This window comes from Amycolatopsis vastitatis (assembly GCF_002234595.1).
Classification (GTDB): Bacteria; Actinomycetota; Actinomycetes; order Mycobacteriales; family Pseudonocardiaceae; genus Amycolatopsis; species Amycolatopsis vastitatis.
In genome coordinates this window covers 484,594-508,801 of record NZ_NMUL01000012.1, presented here as the reverse complement: position 1 = coordinate 508,801, position 24,208 = coordinate 484,594, and the positions used below count along the sequence as shown (strand labels likewise).

The following is a 24,208-nucleotide window of genomic DNA, read 5'->3' as shown; positions in this document are numbered from 1 at the left end:
ACGACGCGGGGGTGACCGGGTTCCGGTCACCCCCGCGCTCGTTCTCGCCGCGAGAATCGCCGGATCTGGGGGTTTCGGATGAATCTTGTGCTGTACGTGCTCCGGCGGCTGGTGATCTCCATCCCGGTCCTGCTGATCGGCACGTTCCTGTGCTTCGTCATGGTGGCCAACACCGGCGACCCGCTCGGCGAGCTGCGGGGCAAGCCGGGGGTCAGCCTGCAGGCGATCGCCGAGACCGAGCACAAGCTCGGGCTCGACCAGAGCATCGTCGGACGCTACTTCACCTGGCTCGGGCACTTCCTGACCGGCGACTGGGGCACCTCCATCGCGCAGGGCAACGCGTTCGCCCCGGTCCAGCCGAAGGTGATGGCCGCGTTCACGGTGACGCTGGAGCTGGTGCTCGCGGCGTCCGTGCTGGCGCTGGTCTTCGGCGTGCTGGTGGGTGTCCTCGCCGCCGTCAAGCAGTACTCGATCTGGGACTACCTGGCGACGACGCTGGCGTTCCTGATGTTCTCGATGCCCATCTTCTGCGTCGCGATCGTCCTCAAGGGCTACGCGATCCGCGCCAACATCTGGGTCCGCGAACTGGGCCTTTCGGACGTCCTCGGCGACCCGTGGCTGCGCACGACGAGCCCGGAGAGCCTGTCGGCGACCGGCGTCGGCGACGCGCTCGCGAAGTACGTCGGCGCGTTCCTGCTGCCGACGCTGTCGATCATGGCGATCACGTTCGCCGCCTACAGCCGGTTCCAGCGGGCGTCGATGCTGGAGGTCCTGGGTGCCGACTACGTCCGCACAGCGCGCGCCAAGGGCGTCTCGAACAGCCGCGTGATCTGGCGCCACGCGTTCCGCAACGCGCTGATCCCGGTGATGACGCTGTTCTCGGTCAACTTCGGCGCCACGGTGACCGGCGCGATCATCACGGAGACGGTGTTCAACTGGCACGGCATGGGCACGCTTCTGGTCGAAGCGGTCAACAAGAACGACCCCCAGGTCCTGATGGGCTGGCTGGTGGTCATCGCGGCGAGCGTGGTGATCGCGAACCTCGTCGCCGACCTGCTGTACGGCATCCTGGACCCCCGCATCCGCGTGGGCTGACACCGCTCCCATGCGCCCCAATGTGGCGTTCGGTGCGTCCGACGCACCCAATGTGGCGTTCGGTGCGTTGGACGCAACCAACGCCACATTGGGGCGTATCGGCCCCGGGACGCGAAAGGCCCGCACCCCACTCGGTTACGGGCCTTTCGACGTCAAGCAGCCTCAGTCGGCGACGGGAGCCAGCTTGCCGGCCTCCCAGGCCGCGCGGCGCTCGGCCTGCAGGATCGGGTCCGCGACCGGAGCCGCCGACAGCAGGCGCTTCGTGTACTCCTGCTGCGGCGAGTGCAGCACCTGGTCACGCGTGCCGACCTCGACCAGCTTGCCGTGCTGCATCACCGCGACGCGGTCGGCGAGCAGATCGACCACCGCCAGGTCGTGGCTGATGAACAGGCACGCGAACTGCAGCGACTGCTGCAGGTCCAGGAACAGGTCCAGGACGCGGGCCTGCACGGACACGTCCAGCGCCGACGTCGGCTCGTCCGCGATGAGCAGCGCCGGGTCGAGCGAGAGCGCGCGGGCGATCGCCACGCGCTGGCGCTGGCCGCCCGACAGCTCGTGCGGGTAGCGGTTCATGTAGTGCCCGCCCAGCTCGACCTTGTCGAGCAGCGACCGCACGCGCGCCGACAGCGCCTTGCCGGAGAGCACCTTGTGCAGCACCATCGGCTCGGCGATCGACTCGCCGATCGTCATCTTCGGGTCGAGCGTCGACGCCGGGTCCTGGAACACGATCGAGAAGAACCGGCGGAGCGGCCGGATCTCCTTCGCCGACATCGTCGTGATGTCCTTGCCCGCGATCGCGATCGTGCCCTGAGTCGCGCGCAGCAGGCCGACGGCGCAGCGGCCGACCGTCGACTTGCCCGACCCCGACTCGCCCACCAGGCCGACGATCTCGCCCTTGGCGATGGTGATCGAGACGTCGTCCACCGCGCGGTTCTTGCCCTGTCCGCGGCGGCCGGGGTACTCGAGCACCAGGTTCTTGATCTCCAGGGCCGGGGCGGCCTCCTCGATCACGGCCTCCAGCTCGGCGTCGGCCAGCCGGATCTCCTCGGCGATCCGGGCCGCCTCGGTGCTGTCCGCGTCGATGCCGGCGTCGTCGAGCAGCCGGCGGCCTTCGGGGCGCTGGCCGAGCACCGGCACCGCGGCGAGCAGCCGCCGGGTGTAGTCCTCCTTCGGCGACGCGAACAGCTCGCGCACCGGCGCCTCTTCGACGATCTCGCCCTGGTACATCACGATGACGCGGTCGGCCATGTCGGCGACGACGCCCATGTCGTGGGTGATCAGCACGATCGCGGTGTCGAGGGTGTCCCGCAGCTTGCGCAGCAGGCCCAGGATCTCCGCCTGGACGGTGACGTCGAGCGCGGTGGTCGGCTCGTCGGCGATGATGACCTTCGGGTCGCAGGCGATCGCCATGGCGATGACGACGCGCTGGCGCAGACCGCCCGAGAGCTGGTGCGGGTACTGCTTGAACCGCAGCTCCGGGCTCGGGATGCCGACCATGTCGAGCAGCTCGACGGCGCGCTTGTCGGCGGCGTCCTTGGAGATCTCGAGGTGCGAACGCAGGGCCTCGCGCAGCTGCCAGCCGACCGTGTAGACCGGGTTCAGCGCCGTCATCGGCTCCTGGAAGATCATCGCGACCTGGTTGCCGCGGATCTTCTGCATGTCCTTCTCTTTGAGATCCGCCAGGTTGCGCTCGCCGAGGCGCAGCTCGCCCGCGATCTTGCTGGTCTTGGGCAGCAGGCCCAGCACCGACATCGACGTCACGGACTTGCCGGACCCGGACTCCCCGACCACGGCGACGATCTCGCCGGGCTTGACGTCGAACCCGATGCCCTTGACGGCGTTCACGACGCCGTCCTCGGTCTGGAACGACACGCTCAGGTCGGAGATGGACAGGACGGATCCCGACACACCGGCGACGTTCGCCGAAGTTGCTTCAGTGCTCACCAGATGCCCTTCGTGGGGGTACAGACGGTCACGACGCGGCGGTCGCGACTCGCGCGAGGATAACCGAGGGTGTCCCCGACGAAGGTCGGAGCACGGGAATTACGCTCAACCCGTGATCTCCCCGGTATCCCGCAGGCTGCTGTTCGTCCACGCCCATCCCGACGACGAAAGCATCACCACCGGCGCCTCGATCGCACGATACGCCGCCGAGGGTGCCGAGGTGGTCGTGGTGACGTGCACGCTGGGTGAAGAGGGCGAGGTCATGCCCGGGCTGTCCGAACTGGAGGGACTGCGGGCGCACGCCGCCGACCAGCTGGGCGGATACCGCGTCACCGAGCTGAGGGCCGCGTGCGCCGCGCTGGGGGTCTCGCGGCACCGTTATCTGGGCGGAACCGGCCGCTGGCGGGACTCGGGCATGGCGGGCACGCCGTCGGCGTCGCACCCGCGTGCCTTCACCGCCGGTTCCGCCGAGGAGCAGGCCGGGCAGCTCGCCGAGCTGCTCGACGAGTTCCGGCCCCAGGTCGTCGTCACCTACGACGCGTTCGGCGGCTACGGCCACCCCGACCACATCCGCGCCCACGAGATCACGATGGCCGCGGCGCCGCGGGCGCAGTCGGTCGAGCGGGTGTTCCACACGGTGACGTCGAGGAGCGCGGTGCGCGCCGGGCTGGCCGCGCTGCGGGCCGGCGCCCCGGCGTTCGACGTGCCGGAAGACGACGAGCTGCCGACCACGCCGGACGAAGAGATCACGACGGTGCTGGACGTCGCCGCGTACCTGCCGGCGAAGCTGGCCGCACTGCGCGCGCACGCGACGCAGCTCGCCGTGGCCGACGGAGCCGTCCCGTACTTCGCGCTGACGAACGCGATCGCCCAGCCGATCCTGGCGAAGGACTGCTTCGTGCTGGCCCACGGCCTCGCCGAGGGCGCGTCGGACGACCTCTTCGGCGGGCTGTGACCGTGGAGGAGCGGCTGAGGCTCGAACAGGGACTGCTGCTCGCGCTGCTCGTCTTCGACACGGTGCTGCTGGCCGTGCTGGAGCTGTTCTTCCTGCCGCTGCGGATCGGGGTGGTCCCGGTGCCGGTGACGGTCCTCGTCGGCGCGGTCACCACGCCGTGGCTGGTGTCGACGACGGCCAAGCTGGTGCGGCCCGGGCTTTCGTGGGTACCCCTGGCGGTGTGGGTGCTCGTCGTGTTCGGCGTCGGCTTGCTCGGCCCGGGCGGTGACCTGGTGCTGATCCAGGACTGGCGGGCCCTGCTGCTGCTCGGCGCGAGCGCGCTGCCGGGCGCCATGGTGCTCGGCGGTGGGCTGGGCCGGACGGCGGGAAGGGGACCGGGACGTGGCTGAGGCGATCTCCGACCGGCAGGTCGTGGCCGTGCTGCGGCCGTTCGTGCGGGCGTGCGGGCCGATGCTCGACGCGCTGCGCGAAGCCGATCCGTTCGGGTTGCAGGCGCGGGCGGAGACCGACCTGGCCGGCGTCGAGTCCGGGCTGAAGGCGAAGCTGATCCACGGCGTCACGTCGGTGAAGGTCCCCGGCACGGCGGCGTGGGCGCGGATGACCGGCTACGACCGCTCGAGCTGGTGGATGAACCGCGTCGGCCGGTTCACGGCGCTGCTGACGTCCATCCCCGGCCTGGGCGGCGCGCTCGCCGACCGCCTGCCGGTGCAGGACGCGCTGGGGACGGCGTCGCAGGGCCTGCTGCTGTGCGCGATCGCCGGCGAGTACGGCGTCACCGACACCGGCACGCGGGTGCGGCTCATCGCGTGGGTGCTCTTCGAACGCGACATCGACCCCGACCTCGCGGCCGGCAGGCACGCGGAGCACGACGAAGCCGCGGAGGCGAACGAAGCGGCGAAGCTGACCGAAGAGCTGACGGCGTCGGAGAAGAAGCACGGCAAGGCGACGGTCAAAGCGGCGGCGCGGACGCTCTGGCGGCTCGGCCGCGGACTCCTGGCGATCACCGGAGAACTGGAGAAGCGGCCGCACGGCAACATCGTGCATCGTGCGATCGGCATGCTGCCGGTGGTCGGGGCGGCGGGGGACTACTTCGGTGAGCGGTCGGGGTTGCGGAAGGTCTGGAAACGCGCGCACGTCTGGCTGACCGAGCGCCGCACCTGATCTTCCCGCGCGGCGCCCGGTCCAAACCTCACTTCCAGAACTGGAAGAGGAAGAACCCCTGCGGGGCATCGGGATAGCCGCCCAGCTGGTCGAAAATCCACCCGGCGCCGTCCCACAGCGCGGCGTTCGCCGGCGGGAACAGCCACAGGATCGCGAACAGGATGATCGGCGCCCACGGGCGCACCTGCGCGCCGAACGCCCGCGCCTGTGGCGGCAGGTACGGCTCGATCGCGCCCCAGCCGTCGAGGCCCGGGATCGGCAGGATGTTGAGGATGAACGTCACGACCTGCAGCAGCGCGAGGAAGGACATCGCGATCACGAGGCCGTGCGCCATCGGGACCAGCGCGACCACCAGGCACAGCGCCGCGCCGACCGCGAGGTTGCTCAGCGGCCCGGCCAGCGACACCCACGACGACGTCCCGCGCGAGCGCAGCGCGCCACGGTTGATCCAGACCGCGCCGCCCGGCAGCGGGATGCCGCCGATGAACAGGAAGATCAGCGGCAGGATGATCGACAGGACGGGGTCGGTGTACTTCCGGACATCGAGATTCAGGTAACCCTTGTGGGCGACGCTGTAGTCGCCGCCGCGGTAGGCCACCATCGCGTGGCCGAACTCGTGCAGCGACAGTGACGCCACCCAGCCGGCGGCGACGAAGATCACGACACCGGCCACGGCCAGTGTGTCGTGATCTCGGACGAAGAACGGATTGACGTAACCGAACGCGGCCATGACGCCGCCGGCGGCGGTGAGCGCGAGGATGCCGAGGAAGACCGGGCTGGGGCGCACTGCTGACTTCTGCACGTGCTCCAGTCTTCCGTATGCCGGGTGTGAAGTTACCGGCGTGTCCCCTTGCGCGATCGGGCACGGACGTCCCCCGAACTCGCTACTCCGCTTGACCTGACCGCACTACACGGGTGTAATCACAGTGATGTCATTCGCCGCCGAGAGGGGACGGCGAGTGTCGTTTCACCACCGCCAGCCTGGGGAGTGCTAGGGAGCGAGGAGGCGGACGTGCGGTTGGAAGCCGATGGGAAGGAATGGGGGCACGTCATGAGTTGGGGCGAGATCCCGGAGCAGGCTCTGGGAGATCTCACCGAGCTCATCGATGCCACCGAGGAAGAGCAGGATTGGCAGGAACGCGCCCTGTGCGCGCAGACGGACCCGGAGGCGTTCTTCCCCGAGAAGGGCGGCTCCACCCGCGAAGCCAAGCGGATCTGCCTGGGCTGCGAGGTCAAGGACGAGTGCCTTGAGTACGCGCTGGCCCACGACGAGCGCTTCGGCATCTGGGGCGGTCTGTCCGAGCGGGAGCGTCGCAAGCTGAAGAAACGTGTCGTCTAGCGAGGATCGCCGGTGATGTGCGCGTCACCGGCGATTCTGCTTGGGTTCACCATCGGGTGACGGGCTGGGCCCGTAGGGTGGCCGCACCGACTGCCGCCTGATCAGGAGCGTTCGTTGCCCCGCACCGCCGCGCCGCCCGTCCTGCGCACCGCCCCCGTTCTGGCCATTGTGGTCTGTCACAACGGCGAAAACTGGCTGCCGCTGGCGCTTTCAGCGTTGCGCCGCAGCACTGTCCGGCCCCGGCACGTCCTCGCCGTGGACACCGGTTCCACCGACGCGACCCCGCGGCTGCTCGCCGAAGCGGCCGAGGATCCCGGCCCCGGTCCGGCGCCCGTGCTTTCCGGTGTTGTCACGCTTTCGAGTGATACCGGCTTCGCCGCTGCGGTCGCCGAAGCCGTCGAGCACGCCACCGAGCGGTGGGGCGACGACCCCGGTTCGTGGCTGTGGCTGCTTCACGACGACTGCGCGCCCGAACCGGACTGCCTCGCGGAACTGCTGGACGTCGCCACCAAGACGCCGTCGGCGACCGTGCTCGGCGCGCTCGGGCTCGACTGGACCGATCCGCGCCTGATCGTCGAAGCCGGCCTCTCCACCGACGCGTCGGGACACCGCCAGCAGGTCGCCGCGACCGGCGAGGACCCGGTGGAGGTGCTGGCCGTGCCCAGCGCGGGCTCGCTCGTGCGCCGCGACGCCTGGGACGCCCTCGGCGGCTTCGACCCGGATTTCCCGCTGCTGCGCGAAGATCTCGACTTCGGCTGGCGCGCGAACGCCGCCGGCGGCATCGTCCTGTCCGTACCGGCCGCGCGGGTGCGGCACGCGCGTGCCGTCACCACCGGACGGCGGACCGCGGACGCGGTCGCCGGGCCCCTGTCCGCGGCGAACCGCGCCCACGGGCTGCGGGTGTTCCTGGTGAACTGCTCGCCGTTTTCCTTCTGGCTGGGCATGATCCGGCTCCCCCTCCTCGCGGTGCTGCGCGCGCTGGCCTTCGTCCTGCTGCGCCGCACCGGGGAAGCGCGGGCCGAGTTCGCCGCCGTCGCGTACCTCCTCAGTGGACGCGGCGGATTGCGCGCCGCGCGGACCCACCGGCGGCGGAATCCGCGGCCGGGCACGGTTCGCGGGCTCTTCACCGGACGCTGGACGCGGCTGCGCAACGCCGTCCGCGCGGGCGTCGTCGGCCTGGTGCGCCGCGGCGTCGAGAACGACTTCGCGCTCGGCCGCGTGCCCGAGACCGTCGAAACCGAGTCGGCGTGGGTGACGCCGGAGGCGCTCGACGCCCGCGAGAACCGTCCGGTCGGCCCCGACGCGCTGCCCGCGGGCGCCCTGCGCGGGGTCAGCTCACGCGGGTCCGGCCTGCGCCGGCCGGGCACGCTCGTGGCCGTCGCGCTGCCGGAAACCGCGGCACCGGAACCAGCCGCCGAAGACACGCCCGGAGAGCCCGAAGCGGCCCCGGAGCCCGAACTCGTCTTCGTCGAGGTGAACCGCCGTCGCGTGCTCGCGGCCACGATCTTCGCGCCGCCGGTGGTGCTGCTCGTCGTGATGACCGCGCTCGGGCTGGTCGTCAACCGGGCCCGGCTCGGCCTCGACGTCTTCGGCGGCAAGCTGCTCCCCGTCGGCGGGCTGGGGGAGATCTGGTCGTCCTACCTCACGCCGTGGCACGCGATCGCGGGCGGCACCGGCGCCCCCGCGTCGGCGACCCTGCCGGTGCTCGGCACGCTCGGCGCGGTGTTCGCCCCGATCGGCGGCCCGGCGGCGCTGGTCGCCGTGCTGCTCCTCGGCGACATCCCCCTTGCCGCGCTGAGTGCGTACGCGGCGACGCGGCGGCTTCGCGTGCGTCGCTGGGTACGCGCCGTCGTCGCCGCGACCTACGCGCTGCTGCCGGCCGCGACCGCTGGGGTGGCCCAGGGCCGCCTCGACGTCGTCGTGGTGCACGTCGTGCTGCCGCTGGTGGCCGCGGGCATCGCCGGGCTGCTCGTGCACGCGGACACGCGCTGGCTGCACCTGTCCGCGCTGTCGGCCTTCGGGGTGGCGCTGCTCGGGGCGTTCTCCCCGCTGGCGCACGGGCTCGCGCTGGCCGGGCTGCTGATCGGGTTCGTGGTGCTGCCCGCGCCGACCGGGCTCGCGCGGCGGATCGCGTCGGTCGGGATCGTGGTGCTGCTGCCGCTCGCGCTGCTGCTGCCGTGGCCGACCGTGCTGCTGCGGCACCCGGAACTGCTGGTGCAGGGCCTCGGTGGCGCGGCTTTGGCGGTTTCCGGCACCGATCTGGCCGGGCTCGACCCCGGCGGGCCGGGCGCCTGGCCGATCGGGGTGGCCGTGATCGCCGCGGCGCTGGTCGCGCTGGTCGTGCGGCCGACGAAACTCGCCGTGGGCGGGCTCGCGCTGGCCGCGCTGGGCGCGGGCGGGCTGGTCCTGGTGCGGCTGGTGACCGCGACACCGATGCAGGGCGGCCCCGCGGCGCACGGCTACGCGGGCGTGCCGCTGCTGATCGTCGGCGCGGGACTGCTGTGGGTCGTGCTGGGTTCGTGGCAGCGTGGCGGTTCGGCCGGGATCCCGGCGACGTGGCTGCCGAAGGTGTTCGCGGTCGCCGGGGTCGTGGTGTTCCTCGGGCTGGCGGCCGGCGCGGTGGTCGTCGGCTCCCAGGGACCGCTTCGCGCCGGCGACCGGCCTTCGCTCGCGCCGGAGGTGGCGGCCGAGCTGACGGCGTCCGGCCGGTCGGTGCTCGACCTGGCGCCCGACGCGACCCGCCAGATCGGCGGCCGCCTGCCCCACTACGGCGACGACGAGCTGGCCCCGACGCCCGGCACGTCGGCCCGGCTGGCTTCCTGGCGCCGGGACCTCGGCCAGGGTGACGCGGCGGCCGTCCAGCGCGGGTTCGCGTCGGCCGCCGTGGCCGGCGTGCAGTACGTGGTGCTGCCGCCGGGCGTCGACCCGCACCTGTACCTGCCGCTCGCGAAGGACATGGTTTCGGTGGCCGCTCCGACGTCGGACGGCCGCGGCGTGCTTCGCCTGCTGCCGCCGGCCGGTCAGGTGATCTTGATCTCGCCCGAGCAGGCGAAGGCGGCGGTCACCGGCGGCGGCGCGCCCGGCAACGCGCCGGGCGTGGCACCGGTGCGGGCGAGCCTGCCGGACGTCCGGGTGCGCGTGTCGGACGGCCCCACCGGGCGACTGCTGGTGCTGGCCGCGGAGCAGGAAGCCGGCTGGAAGGCCTCGGTGGGCGGCAAGAGCGTGCCGATCGTGCCGGCGTGGGGCCACCAGGTGGCGGTGTCGGTACCACCGACGTCGTCGGAGGTGACGGTCGAGTACCCGGGCACGGAACGGAACCTGCTGCTGCTCGCCCAGCTGGCGGCGGTGCTGTTCACGCTGCTCACGGCGGTCCCGGCCCGGCGGCGCTCCGAAACTGTCGGTGCCGGCCGGTAGCGTAAGAACCGGGGGTTCCCCCCACGCGCGCGGGTTGTGGGCTGCTGCGGGCTTCGGAGCGCGCCCTCAGCCGGGCGGCGCGCTACTCGCCTTCGATGACGTCCGGCTCCACGCCGAGGTAGCCCGCCACCTGCTCCACCAGCACGTCGTGCACCAGCTCGGCCAGCTCCGACGGGTCCTTCGCCCGCGCCTCCAGCGGCCGCCGGTAGAGCACGATCCGGGCCCGCGTCGGCAGGCCCGTGCGGTCGACGCCCGCCGGCACCAGCCGCGACAACGGCACCGCGCCGTCGTGCAGGACGCCGTCCGCCGGGGAGTGGCCGTTCTCGCGGACCTCCGGCACGTCGTCGACCGCCACGTCGAGCTTCGTCAGCTCGTGCCGCCAGCGGGCTTCGATCGGCTCCAGCGCGTCGAGCACCAGGGCGTCGAACCGTTCCGCGCGGCTCGCGGCGGCGGGCAGGGTCGCCGGGTACAGCGTCCCGCGCAGGCCCCGGCCGTGCCGGTCCCGTCGCGAGCGCCGCCGCTGTCGGTAGTCACGAGCCGTCGCCACGCCCCGAAGTCTATGCGGTCGGCGGGTCGCAGCGCGTGTCGCTCCTCCGACCTTGCGGCGACGCGCTATCGTTTCGATTCGTGCGGAGCGTACGGAAGTGTTCGCGTACTGGCTGTCTCGAGCCAGCTGTGGCCACGCTGACGTATGCCTACAGTGACTCGACCGCCGTCGTCGGCCCGCTGGCCACCGCCTCCGAGCCGCACTCGTACGACCTCTGCGAAGCCCACGCGCTGCGGCTGACCGTCCCCAAGGGGTGGGAAGTCGTCCGGCACGAAGGCGCCTTCGCCGCGCCGGACCCGTCGGCCGACGAGCTGACGGCGCTGGCCGAGGCCGTGCGCGAGGCCGGCCGCCCCGGCAAACCCGCGCCCGCACCCGAGCCGGAGGGCCCGTCCGGGCGCCGCGGCCACCTGCGGGTGCTGCCGGGCCGCGCCTGAACGCGTAACCCACTCACACCGCCGGTAGGCTTTCCGCGCGGCGCAGCGGGCGCCAGGACGACTATTCGCGGGAGACGGCGTGCCAGACCTTTCGAGCATCGTTAAGGCCTACGACATTCGCGGCGTGGTCGGCGAGCAGCTCGACGCGGATCTCGTCCGCGACTTCGGCGCCGCGTTCGCCCTGCTCATCAAGCCGGAGGCGCCGTCGGTGGTGATCGGCCACGACATGCGCGACTCCTCGCCGGGCCTGGCGACCGCGTTCGCCGAGGGCGTCACCTCGCAGGGCCTCGACGTCGTGAGCATCGGGCTGGCCAGCACCGACCAGCTGTACTTCGCGTCGGGTTCGCTGAACATGCCGGGCGCGATGTTCACCGCCAGCCACAACCCGGCCAAGTACAACGGCATCAAGCTGTGCCGCGCCGGCGCGTCCCCGGTCGGCCAGGACACCGGGCTCGCCGAGATCCGCGACACCGTCGAGCAGGGCGTGCCCGGGTTCGAGGGCCAGCGCGGCTCGGTCACCGAGCGGGACGTCCTCACCGACTACGCGGCCTACCTGCGCAACCTCGTCGACCTGTCCGGCAGCCGTCCGCTGAAGATCGTCGTCGACGCGGGCAACGGCATGGGCGGCCACACGGTTCCGACCGTCTTCGCCGGGCTCCCGATCGAGGTCTTGCCGATGTACTTCGAGCTCGACGGCAGCTTCCCGAACCACGAGGCCAACCCGCTCGACCCGGCGAACATCGTCGACCTGCAGGCGAAGGTGCGCGAGGTCGGCGCGGACGCCGGTGTCGCCTTCGACGGCGACGCCGACCGCTGCTTCATCGTCGACGAGCGCGGCGAGCCGGTTTCGCCGAGCGCGATCACCGCGCTGGTCGCCGTCCGCGAGCTGGCGAAGGACCCCGGTGGCACGATCATCCACAACCTGATCACGTCCAAGGGCGTGCCGGAGATCGTCGCCGAGCACGGCGGCAAGCCGGTCCGCACCCGCGTCGGGCACTCGTTCATCAAGGCCGAGATGGCCCGCACCGGCGCCATCTTCGGCGGCGAGCACTCCGCGCACTACTACTTCCGCGACTTCTGGCGCGCCGACACCGGCATGCTGGCGGCGCTGCACGTGCTCGCCGCCCTCGGCGAGCAGACCGGCCCGCTCTCCGACCTGACCAGCGCGTACTCGCGCTACGCGGCTTCGGGCGAGATCAACTCGACGGTGGATGACCAGGTCGCGAAGATGATGGCCGTCAAGGACGCCTTCGGCGCCCGCTCCGGCGTCGAGATCGACGAGCTGGACGGCCTCACCGTGCAGCTGCCGGGTGGCGCCTGGTTCAACCTGCGTCCGTCGAACACCGAACCGCTGCTGCGGCTGAACGTCGAGGCCGCGAACACCGAAGCCGTGCAGGGGCTGGTGGACGAAGTACTCGCGATCATCCGCAACTGACCGTCCGCGATGAAGGGCGCAACTGTGTCCTGAAGGTGCCCTTCATCACACCTCTCTGCGTGGTATGGAGGAACCATGGCCATCACGCTCGACGCCCAGCTCCTCGAGATCTTGGCGTGCCCGTCGCCCGATCACGCCCCGCTTCGGCCGGGCGCGCCGGACGACCCCGAGGCCGACGCCTTGACCTGCACCGAATGTGGTCGCGTGTACCCGGTCCGTGACGGGATCCCGGTGCTGCTCCTCGACGAGGCGACCTTGCCGGGGGACCACGGAAACTCCGATGCCGACAGTGCTTGACGACACGCTGCTCGACGACCCCGCGCGGCTGGCCGAGGCCGACAGCGCGGGGTTGCTCCGTGCCGCCGCGATGGCCGGCGCCCAGGTCCGGGCGACCGCCGAGCTCGCCGCCGAGCTGGAGCTGTCCGAGCGGCTCGACATGGGCCGCCCGCGTGCCGTCGTGCTCATCGACCGGCCGGGGGTGAGCCGCACGCTCACGCGGCTGCTGGCCGCCCTGCTGGCGCCGTCGTGCCCGGTTCCGGTGGTCGTCGCCGAGGTGGTGCCGAGCTGGATCGGCGCGCTCGACGTCGTCTTCGCGCACACCGACGACCCCGGCGATCGCGAACTCGCCGCGTCTTTGGAGCGTGCCGCGCGCTACGGCGCTTCGGTGGTGCTGTCGGCGCCGTCCGAGGGGCCCGTGGCCGCCGCCGTGGCGGGCAAGGGCCTGCTGCTGGCGCCGCGCGTCCCGGTGCCGCCGGAGCTGGCGTTCCCGCGCGGCCTGGCCGCCGGGCTGCTCACCGCGAACGCGCTGGGGCTGCTGATCTCCGACGTCCAGGTACTGGCCGACCAGCTGGACCTCGAAGCCGAGAAGGACTACCTGGCCCGGGAATCGTTCGCGAACCCGGCCAAGGCGCTCGCGCTGCGGGTGGCCGACCGCGTCCCGCTGCTGTGGGGGCTGGACCCGGTCGCGGTCGCCGTCGGCGAACACGCTGCGCACGCTTTCGCCGCCCACGCGGCCACGGTGTGCGACGTCGAGGACTATCGTCAGGCGCTGGCGCGCCCCGCATTGCGGCGGGCGGCGCAGTCAGGTGGCGCGGAGCGTGACATCTTCGCCGATCCGGACGATCCCTCTGGTGACATCCCCACCCGGGTGCTGCTCCTCTCGGTGCGGACCGGTCCGGCCACGGACGCGGCGCGCTACCAGGCCGAGGATCTGCTGCCGGGTGCGGACGTCATCGCCCCGGCCGAGGAGATCGAGGCCGACGAAATCGTGCGGGCCGCGGTGCTGGCGCTGCGGTTCGAACTGGCGGCGGTCTATCTCGGGCTGGCGGCGGGCAGCATCGGCGGCGCGGGCCGCTTCGCGCCCGCGACGGCGTGAGACCCGCCGAGCACCGGCCGCGGCCGGTGCCGAAGGAGTGGAGTTGAGGTGACAGTGGAGCTGCTGCGCAACGCGGTGCGGCCCTACGCCTGGGGATCGCGGACGGCGATCCCCGAGCTGCTGGGCCGTCCGGTACCCGCGCCGCACCCCGAGGCCGAGCTGTGGATGGGCGCCCACCCGGGCGACCCTTCCCACGTCATCGGCCCGGACGGCACCGAGCGGAGCCTGCTGGAGCTGGTCGACGCCGACCCGGTGACCCAGCTCGGCGAGAAGTGCGCGACGCGGTGGGGTGGGCGGCTCCCGTTCCTGCTGAAGATCCTCGCGGCGGAGGAGCCGCTGTCGATGCAGGCGCACCCGTCGGCGGCGCAGGCCGCGGAGGGGCACGCCCGCGAAGAGCAGCTGGGCATCCCGAGGGACGCGCCGAACCGCAACTACCCGGACCCGACGGCGAAGCCCGAGCTGGTCTGCGCGCTGACGGAGTTCCACGCGCTGGCGGGGTTCCGGGCGCCGGACCGCACGGTGAAGCTGCTCAAGGCGATCGAGACGCCCGGGCTGGCGAAGTACACGGGGCTGCTGGAGGCCCAGCTGGACCCGGCCGGGCTGCGCGCGCTGTTCACGACGTGGATCACGCTGCCGCAGCCGTCGCTGGACGCCCTGTTGCCGGAGGTGCTGGACGCCTGCGTCCGGCACGTCCAGGAGCACGGCGAGTTCGCCGGCGAGTGCCGGACGATCCTGGAGCTGGGCGAGGCGCACCCGCGCGACGCCGGTGTGCTGGCGGCGTTGCTGCTGAACCGCCTGACGCTGCGCGCGGGCGAGGCGATCTACCTGCCGGCCGGCAACCTGCACCTGTACCTGCACGGCACCGCCGTGGAGATCCTGGCGAACTCGGACAACATCCTGCGGTGCGGCCTGACGCCGAAGCACGTGGACGTGCCGGAGCTGCTGCGGGTGGTGGACTTCGCGTGTGGCGAGATGCCGGTGCAGTGCGGTGACGTCGGCGGCCGGATGGCCGTGTACCACACGGACGCGCCGGAGTTCGAGCTGTCGCGGGTCGAGTGGGCCGAGGGCCAGGACGACGAGATTTCCGTGGACAGCGTGGGCCCGCAGATCCTGCTGTGCACGGCCGGCTCGCTGCTGGTGACGGCGGACGACGGCGAGCAGGTCGAGCTGCGCCGCGGCCAGTCGGTGTGGCTGCCGGCGGCGGACCCGCCGGTGAAGATCCGCGCCCTGGGCGGCGCCCGCTCCCAACTGTTCCGCGCCACCGCGGGCACCTGCGAAAACTGACGTCCCAGCGCGGCTCGCGTACCCAGGCGGTCGGCTGACGTGCCTGGAGTGTCGGCTCGTGAACCGACCGTGCAGGTACGCGAACCGACCGTGGAGGTACGCGAACCGACCCTCTGGGTGCGTGCGCCGGAGCTTCTGTGTGCGTTCCGTGTGGTGGCTTCCGCCACGATCTACACCCGAGGGGATGACCCTGGTGCGCTGGTGCGCGTCGCCGGTTCCCTGGGGGTGGCGCCGGTCGGGTTCGCCCGGCGTCCGTGGGCGTGAGGTGGTGCCGCGAGGGGGCGGCACCACCTCGTCAGGCCGGCTCGGTGAGGGCGAGCAGGACGCGCCGGACGGCGGCCGCACTGGCGTCACGCGGGTCGGTCAGGCGTGCGGCCTCGGCGGCCGCTTCCGACGCCGAAGCCTCGTCGCCGATGGCCGCACAGGCCCGGTGGAGGACGAACCAGGTGAGGCCGGTCGCGGCCTTGCCGCCCATTTCGCGGAATTCGTCGAGGCAGGCGCGGAGCACCGGGATCGCTTGCGCCGCCCGGCCTTCGCCGATCCAGCTCGCCGCGATCGCTCGGGTGCAGGAGAGTTCGCGCGGGCGTTCGTCCAGCTCCCTGGCGATGCCGCGGGCCTCCTCGAACGCGGCCGTCGCACGGTCACGGGATCCCGTCGCCGCCGAAATCGCGCCCAGCGTGCGCAACGACTTCGCCAGCGCCGAGCGCGCCACCGTGTCGCGCAGCAGGTCGACCGACTCCGCGATGGCCGCCGCCGCTTCCGCGTGGTCGCCCGTGAGCAGCGACGACCACGCGAACTCGTGCAGCGCCGTGCCGATCTGCCGCGGGTCGCCGGTTTCCCGCGCCGACGCGCACGCGGCCCGGTCGACGTCCCGCGCTTCGGCGACCCGGCCGAGCCGGAGCAGCGCCGCCGACTCCGCGGCCCGGACCAGGAGCGCCTCCGGTTGACCGTCCACAGTGAACAGTTCGCGGGCGTCGGCCGCGGTCTGCAGTGCTTCTTCGGCGCGGCCCAGCCCGATCAGGCAGTGCGCCAGGTTCGCCGAAACCCACGCGTGGGTGCGGTGGTCACCGTGGGCTTCCAGCTCCTTCGCGCATTCGCGATACGAAGCGGCGGCCTCCTCGTACTGCCCGCGCGCGTGCCGCAGCAGTGCCAGGTGCGCCTCGGCGAGCACGGCCTGCCGCCGGTCGTCCGCTGCCGCCAGCACGGTCTCGTAGGCCGTGCGCAGGTCGGCGTAAAGCCCGTGCAGGTACAAGTACACGCTGAGCTTGTCCAGCAGCAGCAACGCTTCCCGCGTGCCCAGCGACCCGATGAGCCGCACGAGGTTCGCGCGCTCGGCCGCGAACCACTCGTCCGGACGTCCGAGCAGCCGGGCCACCAGCGCGTCCGGCAACGGCTGCGCGAACGGCTCGTGGGCCATGGCCGGCATCGGCACCGTGCGCGGCAGGCGGGCCGCGGCCGCGTCGGCGAGCGCGAAGGTCGCGGCGAGCACTGTCTCGGCGCCGCCTTCTTCCGGCGGGCCTTCCGCGGCGTACAGCCGGACGAGGTCGTGCATCCGGTACCGGCCCTCGCCGGTCCGGTCGGCTCCGCGCGCCTCCAGCAGACTGGCCTCGACGAGCTCTTCGACCGCTTCGTCGGCGTCCGGAGCGCCGACCAGCGTCGTGACCGCCCAGGCCGGCAGGTCGGCCAGGCGGCACCGGCCGAGCAGCCGGAACGCGCGCCGCGCGGGTGGCCGCAGGCCTTCGTAGCTCAGCGCGATGCTGCTCCGGACGGCCAGGTCGCTCACGGTCAGCTCGTCGAGGCGGCGGACCTCGTCTTCGAGCCGGTCGGCCAGCTCGGCGAGCCGCAGGTGCGGGCGGATGGCCAGCCTGCTGCCCGCGATCCGCAGGGCCAGCGGCACCCGCGCGCACGCCGAGACGATCCGCTCGGCGTCCGCGCCCTCCTGGGACGCCCGCGCCCCGGCGAGCCGGGTCAGCAGCTCGGTCGCGTCGGCGCCCGACAACGGCCCGAGGGCCAGCCGGTGCGCGCCGGCGAGCCCGCTCAACCGGCGACGGCTCGTCACGAGCACCGCGCAGCCCGGGGTGCCGGGCAGCAGCGTGCGGACGTGCTCGGGATCGACGGCGTCGTCGAGCACCACCAGGACCCGCCGGTCGGTGAGGCGCCCGCGGAACACCGCCGCGCGGGCCCGCACGTCGTCCGGGACCGCCGGGCCGGGGACGCCCAGCGCGCGCAGGAGGTCGGCCAGCACGTCGCCGATGTCGCGGTCCGCCAGCGGCACGTACAGCTGGCCGTCCGGGAACCGCGCCCGCAGCCGGTGCGCGGCACGCACGGCGAGGGTGCTCTTGCCCGCGCCCGGCTCGCCGCTGAGCACCGCGACCGGGACGCCGTCGCCGCCGCCGAGAACGCCGGTCAGCTCCGCCAGCTCGGCGTCGCGGCCGGTGAAGTCCCCGATGTCCGGCGGCAGCTGGCACACCGGCCAGACGGGTGGGAGCAGCCGCGGCACGGGGTCTTCACCGCGCAGGACGGCGGCGTGCACCCGGCGGGCTTCCGCGCCGGGCTCGACGCCGAGCTCGTCGACCAGCGTGGCCCGCAGCAGCCGGTAGACCTCCAGCGCGTCACCCTGCCGCCCGGCCCGGTGCAACGCTGTCATCAGCTGTGCGGCCGGCCGTTCGCGCAGCGGGTGCTCACCGAGCACGGCTCGCAGTTCCCCGATCAGCTCCCCGTGCCGCCCGGCGGCGAGTTCGGCGTCGACGCAGTCCTCGAACACGGCCAGCCGCTCGGACTCCAGTCGCGCGACGTCGGCGTCGAGCCGGGGGACGGGCAACCCGGCCAGCACGGGCCCTCGCCACTGCGCGAGCGCCCGCCGGTAGTGCCACGCCGCCTCGACGGCGTCCCCGGCCTGCCGCGCTTCGGCGACGGCGGACCGGAACACGAGCAGGTCCAGCTCGTCCGGCTCGACCCGCAGCCGGTAGCCGAGCGGCCCGTGCTCGATCCGGAGGCCGTCGATCCTCTCCCGCAGCCGCGAGAGGTAGGTGTGCAGGTTGGAGGCGTGCGACTTCGGCGGGCCGCCCGGCCACAGCGCCTCGACCAGCACGTCCACGTGGACCGGCTGGTTGGCGTGGAGCAGCAGCACCGCCAGCAGGGTCCGCTGGCGGTCCCCGCGCAGCGCGAGCCACCGCCCGGGCGGGCTCTCGACGGCGAGCGGCCCGAGCACGCCGAAGTGCGCCATGTCACCTTCTCCGGAGTGGTCGACTGGAAACGCCACGGTAGCGAAGGGGTACGACAAAACCGGTGGCCGCGGTTAGCCCGGTCGGGACGGTCCCCGGTGCGCGCTCCCATTAGGCTCCACCCGGACATTCAGGACCTACCAGGGGAGCGGTCGTGTCAGCTGGAGGCGGAACCAAGGCGATCATCGCGGCACTCGCGGCCAACGCCGGGATCGCGGCGGCGAAGTTCGCCGGCTTCCTCGTCACCGGGTCGTCGTCGATGCTGGCCGAGTCGGTGCACTCGCTGGCCGACACCTCCAACCAGGGCCTGCTGCTGCTCGGCCAGAAGACGTCGCGGCGGGAGGCGGACCAGGAGCACCCCTTCGGCTACGGCCGGGACCGGTACTTCTACTCGTTCGTCGTCGCGCTCATGCTCTTCACGCTGGGCTCGGCCTTCGCCATCTACGAAGGCATCCACAAGATCGGCCACCCCGAGCCGCTGGAGTCGCCGATCGTCGCGGTGATCATCCTGGTGCTCGCCCTGTGCCTGGAGGGCTACAGCTTCTTCACCGCGATCACCGAGTCGAAGAAGATCAAGGGTGACGCGAGCTGGTGGGGCTTCATCCGGCAGTCCAAGGAGCCCGAACTGCCCGTGGTGCTGCTGGAGGACGCCGGCGCGCTGCTGGGCCTCGTTTTCGCGCTGCTGGGCGTCGGGCTGGCGGTCGTCACCGGCGACCCGGTCTGGGACGGCGTCGGCACCCTCGCCATCGGCGTGCTGCTCGGCGTCATCGCGATCATCCTCATCGTCGAGATGAAGAGCCTGCTCATCGGCGAAGGCGCCAACGAGCCGGTGCTCGCGACGATCGTCGACGAGCTCGCCGCGGGCAAGGTCGAGCGCGTCATCCACATCCGCACCCAGTACCTGGGCCCGGACGAGCTGCTCGTCGCGGCGAAGCTGGCGATGGTGCCGGGGCTCGACACGGCCGAGCTGGCCACGGCCATCGACGACGCCGAGGCCCGCGTCCGCGCCAAGGTGCCGGTCGCCAAGCTGATCTACCTCGAGCCGGACCTCGACCGGAGCCTCGCGCGCTAGCCGAAGATCCACTTCGTGATTTTCGGTGAGCCGTCACGGGGATGACCCGTTAGGGTGACTTACTGCGATACAGCCAGGCCAGCCGCAGGAGGTCAACGGTGCCCGGAACGGGATTGTGGCGGACTAAAACCATCGAACAGTCCATTGCGGACACCGATGAGCCGGGCACCAAGCTCCGGCGGAACCTCGGCGCTTGGGACCTCACGGTCTTCGGGGTCGCGGTCGTCATCGGTGCCGGCATCTTCACGCTGACCGCGCGCACCGCGGGCGACTACGCCGGCCCGTCGGTCTCGCTGGCGTTCGTGTTCGCCGCGATCGCTTGCGCGCTGGCCGCGTTGTGCTACGCGGAATTCGCCTCGACCGTGCCGGTCGCGGGCAGCGCATACACGTTCTCCTACGCCACCTTCGGCGAGTTCATGGCGTGGATCATCGGCTGGGACCTGATCCTCGAGCTCGCCGTCGGCGCGGCGGCGGTGTCCAAGGGCTGGTCGGTGTACCTCGAGACGGTGCTCGGCTCCCTGTTCGGCAAGGGCACCAAGTCGACGTTCGACGTCGGCGGCGTGACCGTCGACTGGGGCGCGCTGCTCGTCGTGGCGGTCCTGACGACGCTGCTGGTCCTCGGCACGAAGCTGTCGTCGCGGGTGTCGATGGTGATCACCGGGATCAAGGTCGCCGTCGTGCTGTTCGTGATCATCCTCGGCTTCTTCTACATCAAGGGCGCCAACTACTCGCCGTACATCCCGCCGGGCGAGACGGGCGGGGCCGGTCAGACGGGAGTCGACCAGTCGCTGTTCTCGCTGATCGCGGGCGGCGCGAGCAGCTCGTTCGGCGTCTTCGGCCTGCTGGCCGGCGCCTCGCTGGTGTTCTTCGCGTTCATCGGCTTCGACATCGTCGCGACCACCGCCGAGGAGACGAAGAACCCGCAGAAGGCCGTGCCGCGCGGCATCATCGGCTCGCTGGTGATCGTCACCGTGCTCTACGTCGCGGTGTCGCTGGTGGTCGTCGGCATGACGTCGTACAAGAACCTGGCCACCTCGGCGGGCGACGGCAGCCACAAGACCCTCGCCACGGCGTTCGCCGCGAACGGCGTCGACTGGGCGGCCAACATCATCTCCTTCGGCGCGCTGGCCGGCCTGACCACCGTCGTCATGGTGCTGATGCTCGGCCAGGTCCGGATCATCTTCGCGATGTCGCGCGACGGCCTGATGCCGCGCGGGCTGGCGAAGACCGGCGAGCACGGCACGCCGAAGGGCGCGACGGTCATCGTCGGCGGCCTGGTCGCGCTCGCCGCCGGCTTCTTCCCGGCGGACAAGCTCGAAGAAATGGTCAACGTCGGCACGCTCTTCGCGTTCGTGCTCGTCTCGGCCGGCGTGCTGGTGCTGCGGCGGACGCGGCCGGAGCTGCCCCGGGCGTTCAAGGTGCCGCTGGTGCCGCTGATCCCGATCCTGGCGATCCTCGCCTGCCTGTGGCTGATGCTGAACCTGACCGTGCTGACCTGGCTGCGGTTCGTCGCCTGGATGGTGGTGGGCGTGGTGATCTACTTCGGGTACAGCCGCCGCCATTCCATGCTGGGCAGGCGGCAGGCCGGGGAACCCGTCGAGGCGCCCGAAGCCTGACTTGCGCGAGAAAAGCCCTGCCCTCCTGGATGCCCAGGTCGGCAGGGCTTTTTGCGTTTGGTTGCGTGGTGCGAGGTTACGGCTTGATCAAAAGGATCTTGCGATTCGTGCGCAATGGGGGACCCCGTGTAAGCGGTCGGGTGACGTGCGATACCTTTCGATCCTTCGTGTGCCACTGACGGGTGAATTACAGCCGCGTGATTCCTACGGGCGGTGGCAACACGACCCCCCGTTTTGCCGTTCCTCCCCCGTTCGGTACAGGAGACACTCAATGCGCAAACGTACCTTCCGCGGCGCCGTGGCGGTCATGGCGCTCACCACCGCCGCTCTGATGGGAACCGCCGGTGCCGCGTTCGCGTGCGTGCCGGGCGACGACCGCGCGACCGGCACGGTGGGCAATGCCACCAAGTGTTCGGACATCGGTCTCGGCAAGGCCATCGACGTGAGCGACCAGCTCGAGGTCACCGGTGGCACCTCGAAGGACCAGTTCCTCACGGTCACCGGTGTCGCCAAGGGCGTCACGGTCGGCGCGATCGTGGTCAAGGGCGGCAACGAGTACAACACCTACGTGCCGGGCAAGAAGGGCCTGTCCGCCACGCCGCCGTGGGAGAAGCTGCACGCGCCGATGGTCGGCCGGGACTTCAAGAACGTCCCGGCGATCAGCCACTGGTTCGCCTGCGGCGTCAAGAAGGACACCCCGCCGGAGACCACCACCCCGCCGACCAAGACGTCGACGCCGGCGACCACGAAGCCGAGCGCCCCGGTGTCGGAGACCTCGGTCTCGCCGACCAAGACCACCGCTCCGGCCGTCGCCCCGGCGGGCAACGAGTCGGGCACAGGTGGCGGCCTGGCCAACACCGGTTTCGACAACAGCTGGCTGATCTGGGTCGCGGGCCTGCTGCTCGTCGCCGGTGGCGGCCTGCTCGCGCTGCTGAAGTTCCGCCGCAAGGCTTCCGAATAACGCTGTGACCGGCTGAAGGCCCCTCGCTCCGCGCGCGAGGGGCCTTCACCGTTTCGGGGGGAAGTCCCCGAACAGCGAACCCTGCTCGCCGCAGGACGGCTTGCCGAGGCCGGCGGCCATCGCTACGGCGTGGTCCCATTCCGCGTCGACCACGTAGTCCTGGTGCTTGAGCACCCCCGGCGCCCAGCGGTGCCGCCCGGTCGGCCCGCGCAGCGGGTCCGGCAGCCAGTGGTCGCCGCCGAGGATCAGGACGCCGTTCTCGTCGGCGGTCGCCGACACCGGGCCGCAGCCGCCGTCCGGCAGGAACCCGACGCCGTGCAGCCGCCGGTCGGCGACCGAATGCCGCCAGGTCGTCACGCCGCCGCCGAAGATGTCGGTCCCGCGGCACAGGGCGCGCCACCGGCCGTCGAGGTCGGCGAAGAGCCGTTCCAGCGACTCCTGCGGCAGCAACGCCGGGAACGCGCGCTGGTAGCCCCACTGCAGGGGTGAGCCCGCGGTGAGCACGCCGACGCGCTCGAGGTCCGCCTCCGGCAGTTCGGCCGCCAGCCGCGCGGCGGCCATGACCGTGAGCAGGCTGCCGAGGTTGTAGCCGGAGAGCACCACCCGCGTCCCCGGCTCGGCGAGGTGCTCGCGCGCCCGCGCGGCCAGTTCCGGGACGACTTTCAGCGCGTAACACGGCGGGACCGTCGGGTGCGCGGCCCGCGGCCAGAAGCAGACCAGGTCGGCCAGCGCGCCGAGGTGACGGCTGCGCTGCGGGGTCCGCGCGGCGGTGTAGACGACGCGCAGCAGACCGGCGGCCAGCGCGCCGAGCGCGACCACCCCGATCGCGGACAGCGGGCCGAACCAGCCGGGCACCAGCCCGAACCCGAACCGCAGCACCAGCAGGGCCGCGCCGCCCGCGGACATCGCCGACGCCACCGCCAGCGCGAGGTGGTGCAGGTGCCGCCGTTCCCACGCCGACCGTGCCCAGGCCGCCGCGGCCTTGGCCTCCTGCTGCTCGTCGAGCTCCATCAGCTCGACGATCTCGGGGATGCCCCGCCGGAGCCGCCGCAGCGGGACGGCGACCGCGAAGCCCAGCACGCCGAGCACCGCGGCCAGTGCCAGCCCGGCTCCCCACAGCACCGTGACCAGCAGGTACGTGTCGGGCACGCGCAGGCTGCCCGCGCCGGAAAGCCGCCGGACGGCTTCCGCGAGCCCGGCGCCGAACCCGCCGCCGAGCAGGCCGGCCAGCGCGAGCACCGGCGCGGCCGCCCAGCCGCCCATCCACGGCCGCAGCCGCCGCGGCTTGTGCTTCCAGCCGGGCCGGGCCAGCAGCGCGGCCGGGGCCAGGAACAGCGCGAACAGGACCGTGACGCCGACCAGCGCCGCGCCGAGGCCTTCGACGACGCCGTTCGTCCCCGGCAGCGGGCCGGCTCCCGGCCCGTTTGAAAGCACCAGCCGCACGGCGGCCACGACGACCAGCAGGCCGGCGAACGCGAGCACGCCGGGACGGGCGAACCGGCCGGTGTCGACGCCGATCGCGGCCGCGACGACGGTGGCGAGCACCACGGCCAGCGTGACGATCCACACGACCAGGTCGAAGGTGCCGCCCGGCACGCGGAACGGGCCGCCCAGCAGCAGCAACGCGACCGACGCCAGCGCCGCGACGGTGTGCAGGCAGCGCAACGCCGGCGTTTCCGGGTCCGCCCGCATCCGCAGCGGCCCGCCGGTCAGGTCGCCGTCGGCGTGCACCGCCCAGGTCGCCGACGAAATCCTGTGCAGCACGAAGATCACGGCCAGCAGCGGCAGCACGCCGACGGCGATCCGCGCGGGGACCGACCGGACCGCGTCGGGGATCACGGGCAGGCAGCCCGACCCCGGCGCGAGGCACTGCGCGGCGAACAGGTCGAGCGCGATCGCCGCGAGTTGGCCCATCAGCAGCATCGTCAGCAGCAGGGCGGCGACGCGCAGCAGTCCGCGGCAGACGGCGCCGAGGACGCGCGCGAGACGGCGGTCCGGCGGCACGGGCGGCAGCATCCAGAACGCGACGTTGGCCAGGGAGAACGGAAACAGGAGGGCCCAGGTGGCCTTCGCGGCGCCGCCGGACGTCATGCCGTGCCAGAGGTAGCCTTCGAGCGTCCGCGGGAGCGATCGGCCCAGCGCCGGCAGCACCGGTCCGGGCGCCGGCCTCCGCAGCCGGTCGGCCGGGCGGACCACGCGGCCCAGGCCGTCGCCGGCGACGTCGACGGTCGAAACCGCGTCGAGCAGCGTTTCCCCGCTGGTGCCCACGAGACCGGCGACGCGGATTTCCACGACGCGGGTGTCGGGGCCGGGCATGGGCACGGTAAGGGCCTCCTATCACTTCTAGGGACA

Annotated in this window: 19 protein-coding genes; 14 read left to right on the top strand and 5 right to left on the bottom strand. The window is 72.4% G+C overall.

Features of this window, described 5'->3' with window-relative positions:
- The first annotated feature begins 78 nt into the window (after window positions 1–78).
- Window positions 79–1,095 carry an ABC transporter permease gene (locus tag CF165_RS16640; protein WP_093948398.1) on the top strand — a complete coding sequence of 339 codons (1,017 nt, stop codon included), beginning with the start codon at window positions 79–81 and terminating at the stop codon, window positions 1,093–1,095.
- A 162-nt stretch (window positions 1,096–1,257) separates the two neighbouring features.
- Here the strand turns inward: CF165_RS16640 and CF165_RS16635 are convergent, their stop codons facing one another.
- Window positions 1,258–3,039, bottom strand: coding sequence for an ABC transporter ATP-binding protein (locus CF165_RS16635; RefSeq protein WP_167441455.1), 1,782 nt, complete (start codon window positions 3,037–3,039; stop codon window positions 1,258–1,260).
- A 112-nt stretch (window positions 3,040–3,151) separates the two neighbouring features.
- On the opposite strand from CF165_RS16635, the gene mshB reads away from it, so the two are divergent.
- Genes mshB through CF165_RS16620 form a run of 3 tightly spaced genes read left to right on the top strand, consistent with a single transcriptional unit; the run spans window position 3,152 to window position 5,155 of the window.
- Complete coding sequence (gene mshB, locus CF165_RS16630; RefSeq protein ID WP_093948397.1) at window positions 3,152–3,994, top strand: N-acetyl-1-D-myo-inositol-2-amino-2-deoxy-alpha-D-glucopyranoside deacetylase; 843 nt, start codon at window positions 3,152–3,154, stop codon at window positions 3,992–3,994.
- Window positions 3,991–4,383 (top strand): hypothetical protein, encoded by a 393-nt coding sequence (locus tag CF165_RS16625; RefSeq protein ID WP_093948396.1) that lies wholly within the window; start codon window positions 3,991–3,993, stop codon window positions 4,381–4,383. The genes mshB and CF165_RS16625 overlap by 4 nt, the downstream gene beginning before the upstream one ends.
- A complete protein-coding gene (locus CF165_RS16620; protein WP_093948496.1) occupies window positions 4,376–5,155 on the top strand; it encodes a hypothetical protein in 780 nt (259 codons plus the stop codon). Before CF165_RS16625 ends, CF165_RS16620 begins: the two co-directional genes overlap by 8 nt.
- A gap of 28 nt (window positions 5,156–5,183) precedes the next feature.
- On the opposite strand, the gene CF165_RS16615 is transcribed toward CF165_RS16620, so the two are convergent.
- Window positions 5,184–5,942: a site-2 protease family protein gene (locus tag CF165_RS16615; RefSeq protein WP_093948395.1), complete on the bottom strand. Its 759-nt coding sequence runs from the start codon at window positions 5,940–5,942 to the stop codon at window positions 5,184–5,186.
- A 264-nt stretch (window positions 5,943–6,206) separates the two neighbouring features.
- Here CF165_RS16615 and CF165_RS16610 point away from each other — a divergent pair, with 264 nt between their 5' ends.
- Entirely contained in the window at window positions 6,207–6,494 is a 288-nt protein-coding gene (locus tag CF165_RS16610) for a WhiB family transcriptional regulator (protein ID WP_167441477.1), read from the top strand.
- Window positions 6,495–6,608: 114 nt separating this feature from the next.
- Window positions 6,609–9,908 carry a glycosyltransferase family 2 protein gene (locus CF165_RS16605; RefSeq protein WP_093948394.1) on the top strand — a complete coding sequence of 1,100 codons (3,300 nt, stop codon included), beginning with the start codon at window positions 6,609–6,611 and terminating at the stop codon, window positions 9,906–9,908.
- Between the two features lie 82 nt (window positions 9,909–9,990).
- Here CF165_RS16605 and CF165_RS16600 read toward each other — a convergent pair whose 3' ends face one another.
- A complete protein-coding gene (locus CF165_RS16600; RefSeq protein ID WP_004559274.1) occupies window positions 9,991–10,455 on the bottom strand; it encodes a metallopeptidase family protein in 465 nt (154 codons plus the stop codon).
- An 80-nt stretch (window positions 10,456–10,535) separates the two neighbouring features.
- On the opposite strand from CF165_RS16600, the gene CF165_RS16595 reads away from it, so the two are divergent.
- The 5 genes from CF165_RS16595 (at window position 10,536) to manA (ending at window position 14,983) form a co-directional block, all read left to right on the top strand.
- Window positions 10,536–10,889, top strand: a complete 354-nt coding sequence (locus CF165_RS16595) for a DUF3499 domain-containing protein (protein WP_026468546.1) — start codon at window positions 10,536–10,538, stop codon at window positions 10,887–10,889.
- Between the two features lie 79 nt (window positions 10,890–10,968).
- Complete coding sequence (locus CF165_RS16590) at window positions 10,969–12,324, top strand: phosphomannomutase/phosphoglucomutase (RefSeq protein WP_093948393.1); 1,356 nt, start codon at window positions 10,969–10,971, stop codon at window positions 12,322–12,324.
- A gap of 75 nt (window positions 12,325–12,399) precedes the next feature.
- Entirely contained in the window at window positions 12,400–12,621 is a 222-nt protein-coding gene (locus tag CF165_RS16585; protein ID WP_072476466.1) for a Trm112 family protein, read from the top strand.
- A complete protein-coding gene (locus tag CF165_RS16580; RefSeq protein WP_167441454.1) occupies window positions 12,605–13,699 on the top strand; it encodes a hypothetical protein in 1,095 nt (364 codons plus the stop codon). Before CF165_RS16585 ends, CF165_RS16580 begins: the two co-directional genes overlap by 17 nt.
- Before the next feature lie 54 nt (window positions 13,700–13,753).
- The gene (manA, locus tag CF165_RS16575) at window positions 13,754–14,983 is read left to right on the top strand and encodes a mannose-6-phosphate isomerase, class I (protein WP_093948391.1); all 1,230 of its coding nucleotides are present in this window, start codon (window positions 13,754–13,756) and stop codon (window positions 14,981–14,983) included.
- Window positions 14,984–15,278: 295 nt separating this feature from the next.
- On the opposite strand, the gene CF165_RS16570 is transcribed toward manA, so the two are convergent.
- Window positions 15,279–18,209, bottom strand: coding sequence for an AfsR/SARP family transcriptional regulator (locus tag CF165_RS16570; protein WP_093948390.1), 2,931 nt, complete (start codon window positions 18,207–18,209; stop codon window positions 15,279–15,281).
- Window positions 18,210–18,361: 152 nt separating this feature from the next.
- Here CF165_RS16570 and CF165_RS16565 point away from each other — a divergent pair, with 152 nt between their 5' ends.
- From CF165_RS16565 to CF165_RS16555, 3 genes are all read left to right on the top strand, one after another.
- Entirely contained in the window at window positions 18,362–19,279 is a 918-nt protein-coding gene (locus tag CF165_RS16565; protein WP_093948389.1) for a cation diffusion facilitator family transporter, read from the top strand.
- 98 nt (window positions 19,280–19,377) lie between these two features.
- A complete protein-coding gene (locus tag CF165_RS16560) occupies window positions 19,378–20,895 on the top strand; it encodes an amino acid permease (RefSeq protein ID WP_093948388.1) in 1,518 nt (505 codons plus the stop codon).
- Between the two features lie 271 nt (window positions 20,896–21,166).
- On the top strand, window positions 21,167–21,856 hold the full coding sequence (locus CF165_RS16555) for an LPXTG cell wall anchor domain-containing protein (RefSeq protein WP_093948387.1): 690 nt from the start codon (window positions 21,167–21,169) through the stop codon (window positions 21,854–21,856).
- Window positions 21,857–21,901: 45 nt separating this feature from the next.
- On the opposite strand, the gene CF165_RS16550 is transcribed toward CF165_RS16555, so the two are convergent.
- Window positions 21,902–24,172 carry a hypothetical protein gene (locus CF165_RS16550; protein ID WP_093948386.1) on the bottom strand — a complete coding sequence of 757 codons (2,271 nt, stop codon included), beginning with the start codon at window positions 24,170–24,172 and terminating at the stop codon, window positions 21,902–21,904.
- Between the last annotated feature and the right edge of the window lie 36 nt (window positions 24,173–24,208).

What these genes read in the sequence shown, in the direction of transcription:
- CF165_RS16640 (WP_093948398.1), top strand. Translation starts at nt 79, where the DNA reads ATGAATCTTGTGCTGTACGTGCTCCGGCGGCTGGTGATCTCCATCCCG.
- CF165_RS16610 (WP_167441477.1), top strand. Translation starts at nt 6,207, where the DNA reads ATGAGTTGGGGCGAGATCCCGGAGCAGGCTCTGGGAGATCTCACCGAG.
- CF165_RS16585 (WP_072476466.1), top strand. Translation starts at nt 12,400, where the DNA reads ATGGCCATCACGCTCGACGCCCAGCTCCTCGAGATCTTGGCGTGCCCG.
- CF165_RS16580 (WP_167441454.1), top strand. Translation starts at nt 12,605, where the DNA reads ATGCCGACAGTGCTTGACGACACGCTGCTCGACGACCCCGCGCGGCTG.
- CF165_RS16570 (WP_093948390.1), bottom strand. Translation starts at nt 18,209, where the DNA reads ATGGCGCACTTCGGCGTGCTCGGGCCGCTCGCCGTCGAGAGCCCGCCC.
- CF165_RS16555 (WP_093948387.1), top strand. Translation starts at nt 21,167, where the DNA reads ATGCGCAAACGTACCTTCCGCGGCGCCGTGGCGGTCATGGCGCTCACC.
- CF165_RS16550 (WP_093948386.1), bottom strand. Translation starts at nt 24,172, where the DNA reads ATGCCCGGCCCCGACACCCGCGTCGTGGAAATCCGCGTCGCCGGTCTC.